Source organism: Enterococcus casseliflavus, assembly GCF_029215545.1.
GTDB classification, from domain to species: domain Bacteria; phylum Bacillota; class Bacilli; order Lactobacillales; family Enterococcaceae; genus Enterococcus_D; species Enterococcus_D casseliflavus.
In genome coordinates this window covers 3,477,949-3,490,795 of sequence record NZ_CP119393.1, presented here as the reverse complement: position 1 = coordinate 3,490,795, position 12,847 = coordinate 3,477,949, and the positions used below count along the sequence as shown (strand labels likewise).

Here is a 12,847-nt window from a genome sequence, read left to right as displayed (position 1 = left end):
CTTCTTCCTCACCTTCTAAAACATTGTTGCCTTAAGTGTACCATCTGGCAGGAGGAATTTTTTTCTTTTTTCAGCTATTTTTTGACAGCTGTTTCCGCTGCATCCAAATAAAACAAAATATCACTTTTGCCTTCCTGATTGGTTCCTTTGTACACCTCCGTATCCAGGCCTCCGATACGAAAGCCTGCTCGCAAGTAGAACAGACAAGCAGAAGGATTGTTGTCCTGCGCTTGTGTATAGATGCCGCGATAGCCTTTGGCAAGGGCCGCTTTCAGTGCCTGTTGGATCAACAGTTGACCGACTCCTTGCTGGCGGTAGTCTGTGTTGACTTTTAAGTCATAGAGGTACAGATACTTGAAAAAAGCGTCTTGAACGATCGCTAAGCCGATACATTTTCCATCATCATAAGCACCGATAAACAGACTGTTTCGGCTCATTTCATCATAGCAATAATTTTCATCTGGGAAACGCATCGTCTGAATGTCTTCAGGTGCAAATTTACAGATTGTGTACTGCCAGTTGCCATCATTATAAGACGGCAACATTTTCCCCCATAAGGAGAAGGGTTCGTTTTTCAAGCGAATGTCAGCTTGGTGTTCTTGATCGATCAGTTTGATTTCTAGCATGGGGCACCTCGATTTTTTATAGATTCTCTTAATTATTAATGACTGGATAAGCGCCATTGTTTTTTCTAGTTTCTTACGATCTGTTGAACTCGATGCATTTGTGTCATCACAATATTGGATTTTTATTGGTCATCTCATGGTATTCTTCATGAGAAGACCAGCGAATGTTTTTGGCTTCCTAAAAAACACGGATCAATGCGCAACATTCTATTCAAAATCAATAACATCTAATTCTTTGATTTGGTTAGTATTTTTTCTTTCATAGGTCATTGGAGCGCGACATGAAATAGGGTTTAATGGTGTTGTTAACGTTATCATAAAAAGGAGGATGTAACATGAATGGATTTACAGAACGAATAGAGAAAATCGTTTCCCCCGCTGCTTCTTGGCTAAACAACAACAAAGTGATCCAAGCCATCTCAAAAGGGTTAATGATGTCTATGCCTATCATCATGGTAGGCGCAATTGCTTCGATTTTTCAAAATTTTCCCTTGGCAGCGTATCAATCTTTTCTTTCCGATTCTTACTTTGGTCAATTATTGACAACGATCGTCAATGTGACCACGAATATGTTAGCGGTTTATGTGGTGGCAGCGATCAGTTATACCTATTGTAAAATTTTAGGAAATTCTGATGGATTTATTTGTTCCTTATTAGCTTTGATGAACTTTTTCTTATTGACACCCATGATCGTTATTGGTGAAGGATTTGCTGCAGCAACGAATCTACCGATTGAATGGTTAGGGGCAAAGGGACTGTTTACGGCAATGCTCGTTGCCATTTTGACAACCAGATTATTTGATCTCAGTGTCAAGAAAAATTGGACGATCAGACTGCCTGAGTCAGTACCTCCCTTTGTATCAAAAGCATTTGCAGCTATTGTTCCTGGTTTTTTGATGGTGATTCTTTTTGGATTGATTGCATTTCTATTTTCATTGACACCATACAATGATGTCCATCATACCATTTATTCACTGATTCAAGAACCACTAGGCAATATCGGAAATAATGTTTGGACAGCGGCGCTTATTTATTTTCTCTCTGGTTTGTGTTGGTTCTTTGGTATCCATGGGATTGCAGTGATTGGGGTAGTGATGCCAATCTGGATCGCAGCCGATGCAGCGAATATTTCTGCGCTGGCTGCAGGAGAGGCAGCGCCTAATATTATTACTTTCTCATGGATCAACATTGTTTCTTCACCAGGAGGCGGGGGCGCAACGATTGGGTTAATTGTATTAGCGACCTTTTTCAGCAAAAGTCAGCGTTATCGATCAATGGGAAAGATTGCGTTTGTCCCCTCTTTATTTAATATAAACGAACCAGTCATTTTTGGGTTTCCAATGGTATTGAATGGCTTGATGGCGATTCCGTTTATTTTTACTCCAGTGATCAATATTTTGTTAGGTTATGCCCTAACAGTCATGGAGATTCTCCCACCGTCAAACGGTGCTGGTTCCATGGGGATGCCTATTTTCTTAAATGCACTTCTTAATGGCGGTTGGCGTCTATTGGCCTTTCAGATCGTAGCGACCCTGTTATCGATTGCGATCTATTATCCGTTCTTTAGGATATTGGATCAAAAAGAATACCAACTAGAAAATCCCGACCCAAAATAGTTCATAAGATACCCACAATCCACTTTCATGGGTTGAGGGTATCTTATTGATCGCTATGAGGAGACGTCGTTTCTAGCCGTTGCTGACTTGCCAAGCGATAATCCCGAGGTGTCATCTGCGTTTGAGCATAAAATTTCTTATAAAAAAAACTGAGATTATGGTAGCCAACCTCTTCAGCGATGTTCTGAATCGTTTCATCTGTATAGGACAATAGGTACTTGGCTTTTTTGATCTTTTGCGCCACGACCAACTCTTGGTAGCTGCTGCCCGTGTGATCTTTTAGCAATTTAGAGATGTAATTCGGATGATAGCCAAAAAGATCTGCAATACGTTGCAGCGTACAGTCCGCAGCATGATCGGCGATATATTTTAAGATCGGTAAGATGATCGTATGATCGGATCGGTCAAAACGTTCATTCGTAGTCACGTGATCTAATCGGCGAATCAAGGTAGTTAAGAATAAAAAGAGGTACGATTTCAACATTTCTGCAGTATAGCTATCATTTCGAAAATATTCGATCAACATTTGTTCCATCAAGCCGTGAAGCTCTTGCGGAACGATGGAGCGAAAAAGCAAAAAATTTTCCTGTTGGTTTTCTGATAGCGCTTGAATGATGAATTGTGACAAGATACTATGCTCCGATAAGCGATTTAAAAAAGAATCAGTGAAGAACTGTTTTTGCAAAACGATATTGATGATGATGTCTTCTTCTTCGACATCATAAAGCGTGTGGACGATGTTGGAGTCTAAAAGACAAAAATCTCCCTCCGTTAATTCATACGTTTTATCCATAAAGACTTGTTTACAACTTCCACGATAAACATAGGTCATTTCGAGATGATCATGCTTATGTAGGGGAGGATTACTAAAACGCGTATGTTGGACAAACTCGATCGTACTATTTTTAAAAAGGCTGCGCTTGTCATTCGCAAAAAATTTATTGTTATGACCGGCATTCATCAAGTTAAACGTAGGGATCTCTTCATCAAAGCGTTGGAAAAACGGGGCACTCTTTTTCGGCTGTTGTTGATAATTCAATTCACTTTCCGTCATGGAAAAAAGCAATTCGCGCAACTGCTGTTTATTCATATACACAACTCCAATTTTTAGTAAAAGGCGATGATAACATGGAAATCAATCAAATGACAATCAATTATTACACTGAACCGCTCGGCTATGATCTAAGCGATCCTGTCTTTCGGTATCAAGTAACGGACCAATCAAAAGCAGTCTTTCATGCCTTAGAAGTGGCGCTAGATGCTGATTTTCAAGCAATCGTTAGCCAAGTACCGAAACAAAAGCTCGCTGCGTATCGCTTTTCCTGCACCTTTCCAATGCAACCTCGACAGCGCTATTTCTGGCGTGTCACGATCTGGGATGCAGCAGGTGATCGGTATCAAAAGACGAGCTGGTTTGAAACAGGGAAGCTGCAAGAAGCGTGGCAGGGTAAGTGGATCACGCCTGTGACAACGCCACTTGAATCAGCGATCTTTTCTTATCAAGGAGACTTCGCTAAACCGATTAAGCAAGCCCGTTTGTATATTTGTGGGCTAGGTTTGTACGAAGCATACTTGAATGAGCAAAAAATTGGAGACGAGTTTTTTACTCCCGGTTACACCAATTATCACGAATGGCTCCAATATCAAACCTATGATGTGACTGATGATCTAGTTGATTCACAGTATACAATAAAGGTTCTCGTGGGAAAAGGCTGGTATCAAGGAAATTTTGGGTTTCATGGCGGGAAAGAAAACATCTATGGCGATGCCTTTTTATTAAGGGCAGAGCTGCATCTAGAATACGTGGATGGCACACAAGAGGTCCATGGAACCAATCAGGAATGGCACGTTCGCACCGGTTCGATTGGGAAAAACAGCATCTATTATGGCGAAGATATCGATGAAACGATTCCTCACCAGTCTATTCAAGCGGTGAAGGAACACCAAGGCCCACAAGGGAAGCTAACTGAACGGTTTAGCTTGCCTGTAAAAATAAAAGAAGAGCGCCCAGCGATTGCTTGTTGGCAAGAAGATGGGGATTGGGTGTTGGACTTTGGTCAAAATATGGTCGGTTGGGTCACGTTTTATGATCAGTTACCACCCGACGCTCAAATCAAACTCGAGCATGCCGAGCTATTGGTCAATGGCAAGTTTTATCGGGAAAATTTACGAGCCGCCCGAGCAGCATTCACGTATCGTTCCAATGGCAACCGACAGTGGGTTCGTCCGCACTTCTCATTCTTTGGGTTTCGCTATGTTCGGATCAGTGGCTGGCCGTTAGAGTGTCCCTTTGCTAAAGACGCCTTTATCGGACAGGTGATCTATACGGATCTAGAAACGACAGGGGATTTTCGCACGAGTAATGAAAAAGTGAATCGATTGTACCAGAATATTTTGTGGTCACAAAAAGGCAACTTCTTTGATGTGCCGATGGATTGTCCTCAACGCGATGAGCGCATGGGGTGGACAGGAGATGCACAGCTCTTTTCCCAGACAGCGATGTATACAATGGACACGTATGCGTTCTTTCGGAAATATTTACATGATTTAGCTAGCGAACAACCACATTTTAATGGTGCGCCACCAATGACTGTGCCGCATGTTCCGACAGATATCCAGCAGTCTGGGGCAGCAGTGGGCGTTTGGGGGGATGCCGCCACGATCATACCTTGGCATTTATACCGCTATTATGGTGAACCACAAATTCTCAAACAACAATTTTCTAGCATGCAAGCGTGGGTCGAATACATTGCCCGTAAGACGCATATCAACGGTTTATGGGACAAACAATTTCAATTTGGGGACTGGTTAGCTTTAGATGGTGATGATCCAGCTTCTCCGATTGGAGGGACCGAAGCAAAGTTTGTTGCGAATATATTTTACTGGCATTCCTTGAAAATCGTGGCGCAGGCTGCAGCTATTTTGGGCTATACTTCTGAAGCTAAGCAATATGATCAGCGTCAAAGAATGCTCAAACAAGCCTTGCGAGCAGAATATTTCACGCCGAATGGGCGCCTTGCACTCGATACGCAAACGGCTTATGTGTTAACACTGGCATTTGATTTGGCTGCCGATCATGAAGTTGCGGGGATCGTGGAGAAGTTAAAAGAGAGACTAAAACGAGATGACTATCATTTGAAAACAGGTTTTGTTGGAACGCCTTTTTTAAATTTAGTTCTTAGTAATTATGGATTAAACGAGATAGCCTACACGCTCCTGTTAAATAATGATTATCCCAGCTGGCTTTATGCGATCGATTTAGGCGCAACGACGATTTGGGAACGCTGGAATTCGCTGTTACCAGATGGGTCGGTCAATCCTCAAGGCATGAATTCGTTCAATCATTATGCTTATGGAGCAATTGGCCAGTGGTTCTTTGAGGGTGTTTTAGGCATTCAACAAGCATCATCCAGCAGCGGGTTTCGGCACGTCCACATACAGCCCCAGATCCATTGGAGTATCAATCATGCCTCCGGCGGCATCGCCACACCGAATGGACGGATTGAGGTCGCTTGGGCTTACGTTGCCAAAGATATCGTGAAATTAGACGTTACCTTACCGACACTTACGCAGGCAATCCTTCATCTACCGGAAGTGGAGATTTACACCGATGAAGCGCTGACTGACCGCTGGTCTGAAGAAACACCCTTAAAAGCAGGGCAAAATCATTTTTATTTAAAAGCCACAGCCTATCAAAAACCAATCATTTCTGCTGAAACTACGTTAGGGGAGATCCAACAAACCCCCTTGATGTATGTGCGAGCAAAGCAACGATTTGCTGAGTCAAAATTATTTTCCAGCAGCAACGTAAGGGACCATCAAAAGCGATCACTAGCTTATTTTGTCAATCAAGAAGTGATTTCTCAGACGCAGTTGGCTGGTTTTATCGATGAAATGACGGCATTGATCAAAGGAGACAAGAACTGAGCCCGTTATTCGGGGAACTGACTGGTCACAAGTCAAAGTGGTATCTATCGCTGAAGAAAAAAGCAGACGGATAATCTTTCCGTCTTAACGCAAAACCTATACCGATGCGTATCATTATTTGCGGACGATTGGTGTCGCACAAGAGACCCTCGTTCATTTGCAAAGCAAGTTGATCGATGTGGCAGTGACGGTTTAAAGGTCACTAATAAACGGAACATCTAAGTGAGGGACTACTGCTTCTTTTGAAAAAGTAGTCCCTTTTTGTCTTAGTCACAATGACCGACGGAAAAATACGCCTTAAGTTTGATTATATTTATCGCTTGTTTTTTTATACTGAAGGTAGATAGAAAAAACGGAGGACAATCACTTGAAGAAAGCAATTAGTATGATCCTGCTCATGTTAACGATCGGGACCGTCACATTGGTTACATGGTCTTATTTTACGAAAGATGATTCCAGCGAACTGGTTCAGCTGGTGGATCGTTTCAATCCGTTCGTACCGGAGAAAAAGGTCTATGTCAAAACATCCGACGAGTATGGCGTGTTGCAAGAACACGATTCCTACGAATATACACAAGAAGGGGTCAATGAAGATGGGCAAAAGATCAAAATCACGTTTTGGGCACCACAAAAGCTAAAAGAAAATGCCTACCTAGAGCTTGATGCAAAGGGCAAACATGTGGAGTCGTATCAAGAGGTGACCGAACAAGATCTCCCTGACGCCGTCAAAGACGAGTTGGTTACGACTGATTGATCATCAAGCCTGCTTGAAAAAACGGACAGAAAGTCATTTCCCACAAGTCGGGAGATGGCTTTTTTCGTGCATTCACTTAGATAAAAGCTCGCCAAGATTTGATTTAGGTGAAAAAGATTAGAGGAAGATAGAATTTTCAGAAAAAATAGATAATTTTTTCAATTCTTAGTTGCAATAGTAGAAACCTCTGGTATTCTCTATGGGGTAGTTTAAAAAAATCATTCATATAATTAAAAATAGCGCCAGGGAGAGAATCACCTTGTATGGAGGATCAATGGTTTTCAAGGAGGAACGTATGACAGAAAAAAATCAATTAAAAAAGCAGATGAAAACCAGACATATCACTATGTTGGCACTAGGTGGCGCCATCGGTGCTGGCCTATTCAAGGGCAGTGGTGAAGCGATCCAGTTAGCGGGGCCTGCGGTCTTGCTGGCGTTTATTTTTTGCGGGCTGATCTTATTTGTCGTTATGACAGGACTGGGACAGTTGGTCTTATCTGACCAAAAACAACATGGCCTTTCGGGCTTAGTCCAGCCATATCTTGGCGTGCATACAGCCGATTTCATCGACTGGATCTACTGGTCAATGTGGATGATCAACATCATCGCCGAAGCAGTTGCTGCCGCAAGCTTTTTGCAGTTGTGGTTTCCCAATATTCCAGCTTGGATCTTTGTTTTTATTTTGGCACTACTCACGACCATCATCAATTTGTTTTCGGTTCGCTTGTTTGCGGAAACAGAATATTGGCTTTCCTGGGCCAAAATCAGTGTGGTGATTGCGTTGATCTTGGTGGGTCTATATCTGGTTGTCACGCAAGTCTTTGATTTGGGCTTTTTCCCGACGATGAGACAAATGACAGATTATGGTGGTTTTGCCCCCCATGGTATCAAAGGGTTTATCAATTCTTTACTGGTTGTGATCTATTCGTACGGCGGTTCTGAATTAGTAGCCATTACGATCAGTGAAGCGGAAAATCCCAAAAAAGCGATCCCGCAAGCAATCAAAGGAGTGATGACTCGGATTGCCGCTTTTTACATCATTCCCTTGTTTCTTTTACTGATCATTTATCCGTGGAATCAATTAGCCGATCCAAATGTCAGTCCTTTTGTGATGGTGTTTCAAAAAATCCATGTCCCACTTGCCTCCGACATCGTCAATTTAGTGATTATTTTGGCTTTGTTTTCGTCAATCAATTCTGGAGTCTATGCTTCTTCAAGAACGTTGTTTTTCCGATTAAGCAACAATGGCCAGAAAAAAAGCCGCTTTACGATGCTGAATAAAAACAGCGTGCCCCAACGAGCGATCATGTTTTGCAGCGGTACTTTATATCTTGGGGTCGTTCTTTCTTACTTTTTAGGCGACAAACTCTTCAATTATCTAGCAGGCTCCCTGTCTTATACTGTATTGCTGATTTGGTTGCTGATCAGTGCGGCGGCGTTTGTTTTGGTACGCAAGCAGAAGAAAATGGGCTATACGATTTTCTTGAGTGGGGCGATCCTTGCGTTGCTTTTGCTGTTTGCCGGTATCTTGATCACTAACCCATTGGCGGTCACTGGCTTCACCGCACTATTGTATACGATCATTTTTCTTAGTTTTTATTGGAACCATCGAAAAATAGAGGAAACCAGTGAAAAAAGTTGAAGAAACGTCCCTTAAGACATAAACTGATGGGGAAGGAACCCCGCGTTCGGTTGTTTCTTCGGTTCTCAGGAATGTGACGATAAAATAAAGTGTAGGAGAAAATGAAAATGGTTAATTTTTGGACATTGATTTTCGGCACCCTCAGCTGGGTCGTGGTGGAAAGTCTGCTTTACAATCCGATGCATAAGTGGGGCAAGTTTTGGGCGAAAGAATCAGGAATGGCAGAGAAGGTGGCTGATCAGCAGATGACGACCGGTGACATGCTCTTTACCTTTGGCGGCACGATCGTTGGTGGGATTCTCTTATCAGCAGCGACCTATCAAGTCGTCTATTGGTTTGCAACATTCGATCATGATGGTTGGCTGATGACCTCTTTGCAAGTCGCTTGCTTATTGTGGTTAGGGGTTTATGGGGTCGCCACCTTCGTGATGGCTGTTTACTCGGGACAGTCCCGCAAATTAGTCGGGCTGCACCTTGTGAACGGGTTTCTAGGAGTGATCGTTTTAGGACTTGTTGTCGGCTTGATTGGACAGTAGGCAACGATCATACCCCAGCGAGAGCGTTCAAAGGTCTCAACGAATCAATCCTAAAGAAAGCCGATCTTGTTTCAACAAGGTTGGTTTTTTTGTGCGTAAAATTATCCTTACTATAAAAAAAGGCTATAAAAGCAAATAATTTGTGCTATACTAAAAGCACTTTAATCTGTAGAAAACCAAATCCGCGGATTGCGGAAAAATCATCAAAGAAGCAAAATTAGGGGCAACGAGGAGGAAAAAATGAAAACGAAAAGCATGTTAGGTAGAGGAATATTTGCTGCCGTTTGTTTAGCGACACTATTTTTCTTGACAAGCTGCAGTAGCTCAGGGGTTGACTCTGCAGCTGCGAATCAAGTGTTGACCAATACCAACAGTCATCAGCAAAATGCCTTGTACGTTTTGGAAGATGGAAAGCTCACTGTCAATAAAACGCTGAGTTTTTTGGTCGATCCGAATCAGGAACCTGCGGACTTGGTAAAAGAACAAGAGACGCAATTAGTGCAGATCAACGAAACACTGCAAGCAGAGTTTCCCAAAAGCAAAGCACTGACTGCGGCAGACATCGGTCCTATGCACACCTTTGAAGTGACAAATGCCCAAGTGATCATTGATCAAGAGAAAAGGGAAGTGCGCATGACTGGCGATGATTTTGAGAAAATATTCAAAATGGCGGACAACAATGACAAGCGTCTGATCGATGACGAACAAAACGAGTACGAGTTTTCGTATGAGGAAAACTAGCAAGTGACAAAAAACGGCTGCCTCCGACGAGACAACCGCTTCAGACAGTAGACAAACCTTAGACAAAAATGAGGTTTGTCTTTTTTTCGTTGCAAAATTTAGTGGCTATTACGGAAAACATTTTGCGCAAGGAGTAAGTCCGCGACTTTGCGCTTCTGCTAAAGTTGCAGGCGTGTAGGTACCGTTGCCGCATTTTCTCGTATGGTATTTCGAACCTGTTGGTGTCACGAGGACCGACGTTTGGGCTTGATTGCTAGCAGCGGCTGGCTGGTTTTCTTCTGGCACAGCTGCCGCTGCTTGTCGTTCTTCCTCCGCCTTGGCTTGGGCGGCTGCTTGTTCGTTGGCAGTGATCGTTTGCGCCACTGTTTTCGTTCGAGCAGCTAATTCCTCATCGGGGGTCTTGAGACGAGCGACAGCATCTTCTGCACGAGCAAGGGTATCTTTTGTCGGCTCCGCCTCTGCTGCTTCCACCGCTTGGACAGCTTCTGCAACGAGGGCTTCTGCTTCTTTCTCAGAAATCTTGGTTTCTACAGTGGATAACCGACTTTCAAACGTTTCCTTGTTCAAAACCGCTTGTGCGACCAATTCTTTTGCCTGATCGAAATCACTGCGTTCAAGAGAAGCTTCAGCAGTATCAAGGGCTTTGCCGATGGCAAGATGGTCTTCAACTACCGCGAGCCGAGTAGCGAGATCTTCGTAGGTTTTACTTAAAGCATGAATCAGCGTCACGGCTTCGTCGTAATTCTTTTGGTTTGGCTGGGTTTCGGCAAGAGCCAGTGCCGTCTCGGCTTTTACCAGTGCTTCTTGTTCTTGTTTTTCAGCTTGCAAACTCGCTAGAAATGCGCGAGAAGGTTTGACGGTGACGACCTCTTCTTTAGTGATTCCACCCATGGAGGCTTGGAGAGTAAATTCCTGTTCCTCTTCATCTTCCAGTTGGACAGCATAAGAAAATGTTTCGTCCGCCAGCGAAACCTCCACCCCGTTGATCGTCAGTTGCGCTTCTGGGTTGGTTCGCCCAGTGATCGCCGCTTCGCCTTGCTCATTCGTAACCAGTTCTGCTTCATCTACGTGAAGCTCCGGTGTTGCTGCAGGAGTCAATAGTGCCCCGCCAATCAATAAGAGAAAACCACCCATAAAAATAACGATTTTGTTGCGAAGCGGCTTTTTCTTGATCAATCCAAGAATAAAAAAGATTCCGCTTACAACCATTGTCAAAAAACCAACAACAAAAATAAATATCCCCATACTTTTTTCATTTCCTTTCTTGTGAATAATTTAATTATAACATTTTTACTAACGTATCCGCCATTAATAACTGGGATCAATAGTGATGAGAGTAGTAGGGAGGACTAATCGCAAATCAATATTTATTTTTTATCAATAATAAATAGATTTACATTATTTTTTATTATAAAATGATACATAAAGGGCTATCTTTGTTTATGCTGCCTTTTTCAAAAAGACACTTGATACCAATACACTTGTTTGCTTTATCACTAGAAACAGACGCTTGAACCAAAAGGATTGAAACGAGCAAACATCTGCAAATCAGCAGTTTCCTTTTGTTCCTTCCCCCAAATAACACCATAAAAAAGAGATTCCCCCTCACTTGCAACCAAGCCATTTCATTGATAAGAAAATCAGTATGCGCAAAAGGAGAAGCAATGAAAATCACACAAATCCAATGTCCCAGCTGCTTGGGTCAGTTAACCGTTGAATGGGAGACAGGAAAAGCAGTCTGCCAGTATTGCTTAACGAAGTCAGTCCTACATTCGCCGCCAAAACAAACGCAAGCAGCTTCGAATGAACAGGTTCCCGTAGTTTTTCAAGAAGTCAAAGAAGGGTTTTATTCGTTTACCTTTAATGAAGACGAGGTAGCAAATGCCTTGAAAAAATGGCTGATCCAACAGGAATCAGTTCCTGAGGACATTGTCGTTCATCTTGAAGTCAGCGAGGTAAAACGATATTTTATTCCGATTTATGAATTTCAGGTGACCTATACGATGCACTGGGAGGGGACCTTTGGCTACGATACCCATTCCATTGCATGGGAAGGCTCGCATACGACCACATGGGAAAAGAAGCGCGGCGACCATCCAGATGAGACGGTCATACTCTATCAATGCGGCAGTTCGGAGGTGATCGAGCAAGAAATTCCTCAAAGCTTCGAGGTCAATGATGAAATGAAAAGAAAACCGCACTTTAGTACCGATCAAAAGGAATTTCAACAGCTAGTCTCAGCACATGCTATTCATGCTTTTCCCTTTGATATTGAGCAAGAGCAGGCGCTCTTTGGTTCTGAAAAACAAGCGGAATTGAGAGCCCATGCGAATGCGGTGATCCAGAAGAAAGAATCTGCCGATCATCTAAAAGAGCTGCACCTAGATCTTTCCCTGATCAGCTGTGCTACAGAAAAGCTCTACTTTCCCCTGTATATGGGCACCTTCAAGTACCAAGAGCAATCCTTTGAATTTGCGATCGACGGCAAAGATCCTGACCGAATGAAGCTGCCGATTATCCCACAGTGCCAAGAAACCTTACAAACGGTTGCGAATTTTTCAAAAGCTCGTAAGGTTTTTGGCTGGTCCTCCGTACTCTTTTTTACGTTAGGTGTGATCCTGATGATCTTGGCGCTATTCATTTCTGAATGGATCCCTCTAGGAAGAGTATTTAGGGCTGTCATAGGGGGGATTGTCATGAGTTCTCTGCCAACTGCAATCTATTGGGTAGTATCGGGGATATTGTTGCACTTTCTAAAAGAACAGTACCTCAAAACAGTCCAAAAATTTAGAGATGAGCTCCAAAGAGAATTATTAGGTAAGAAAACAGTTGGGACCGCTTTGTTAGCAAACTATGAGAAGCGTGGGAAGCACCTTGCAAGAATCAGGAAATTTTATGAATGGCTCGATACGCTCGCTTATGTGGTCGTGATCGCTACCCTTATTTGGAACATTCGTCGGTTTTTTTGATAAGCCATCTTGTTGAAAAAAATGATTCATAAAAAA

Annotated in this window: 10 protein-coding genes; 7 read left to right on the top strand and 3 right to left on the bottom strand. The window is 42.9% G+C overall.

The window, feature by feature from the left end; translation table 11 throughout:
* Positions 1 to 74: 74 nt before the first annotated feature.
* Positions 75 to 626: a GNAT family N-acetyltransferase gene (locus P0G38_RS16400; RefSeq protein WP_074535623.1), complete on the bottom strand. Its 552-nt coding sequence runs from the start codon at positions 624 to 626 to the stop codon at positions 75 to 77.
* A 335-nt stretch (positions 627 to 961) separates the two neighbouring features.
* Between P0G38_RS16400 and P0G38_RS16395 the strand changes: the two genes are divergently transcribed.
* On the top strand, positions 962 to 2,242 hold the full coding sequence (locus tag P0G38_RS16395) for a PTS sugar transporter subunit IIC (protein WP_074535624.1): 1,281 nt from the start codon (positions 962 to 964) through the stop codon (positions 2,240 to 2,242).
* A gap of 43 nt (positions 2,243 to 2,285) precedes the next feature.
* On the opposite strand, the gene P0G38_RS16390 is transcribed toward P0G38_RS16395, so the two are convergent.
* A complete protein-coding gene (locus tag P0G38_RS16390) occupies positions 2,286 to 3,332 on the bottom strand; it encodes an AraC family transcriptional regulator (RefSeq protein ID WP_074535625.1) in 1,047 nt (348 codons plus the stop codon).
* Between the two features lie 38 nt (positions 3,333 to 3,370).
* Between P0G38_RS16390 and P0G38_RS16385 the strand changes: the two genes are divergently transcribed.
* The 5 genes from P0G38_RS16385 to P0G38_RS16365 all read left to right on the top strand — a co-directional run bounded on the left by P0G38_RS16385 (position 3,371) and on the right by P0G38_RS16365 (position 9,842).
* Positions 3,371 to 6,169 carry an alpha-L-rhamnosidase gene (locus P0G38_RS16385; RefSeq protein WP_074535626.1) on the top strand — a complete coding sequence of 933 codons (2,799 nt, stop codon included), beginning with the start codon at positions 3,371 to 3,373 and terminating at the stop codon, positions 6,167 to 6,169.
* Between the two features lie 385 nt (positions 6,170 to 6,554).
* Positions 6,555 to 6,923, top strand: a complete 369-nt coding sequence (locus tag P0G38_RS16380) for a YxeA family protein (protein WP_074535627.1) — start codon at positions 6,555 to 6,557, stop codon at positions 6,921 to 6,923.
* 295 nt (positions 6,924 to 7,218) lie between these two features.
* A complete protein-coding gene (locus tag P0G38_RS16375; RefSeq protein WP_074536613.1) occupies positions 7,219 to 8,565 on the top strand; it encodes an amino acid permease in 1,347 nt (448 codons plus the stop codon).
* Positions 8,566 to 8,672: 107 nt separating this feature from the next.
* Positions 8,673 to 9,101 (top strand): DUF1761 domain-containing protein, encoded by a 429-nt coding sequence (locus P0G38_RS16370; protein WP_074536614.1) that lies wholly within the window; start codon positions 8,673 to 8,675, stop codon positions 9,099 to 9,101.
* Positions 9,102 to 9,341: 240 nt separating this feature from the next.
* Positions 9,342 to 9,842: a hypothetical protein gene (locus tag P0G38_RS16365; RefSeq protein ID WP_074536615.1), complete on the top strand. Its 501-nt coding sequence runs from the start codon at positions 9,342 to 9,344 to the stop codon at positions 9,840 to 9,842.
* A gap of 108 nt (positions 9,843 to 9,950) precedes the next feature.
* Here P0G38_RS16365 and P0G38_RS16360 read toward each other — a convergent pair whose 3' ends face one another.
* On the bottom strand, positions 9,951 to 11,087 hold the full coding sequence (locus tag P0G38_RS16360) for a serine protease (protein ID WP_074536616.1): 1,137 nt from the start codon (positions 11,085 to 11,087) through the stop codon (positions 9,951 to 9,953).
* 419 nt (positions 11,088 to 11,506) lie between these two features.
* On the opposite strand from P0G38_RS16360, the gene P0G38_RS16355 reads away from it, so the two are divergent.
* Positions 11,507 to 12,811 carry a hypothetical protein gene (locus P0G38_RS16355; protein ID WP_074536617.1) on the top strand — a complete coding sequence of 435 codons (1,305 nt, stop codon included), beginning with the start codon at positions 11,507 to 11,509 and terminating at the stop codon, positions 12,809 to 12,811.
* The last annotated feature ends 36 nt before the right edge of the window (positions 12,812 to 12,847 follow it).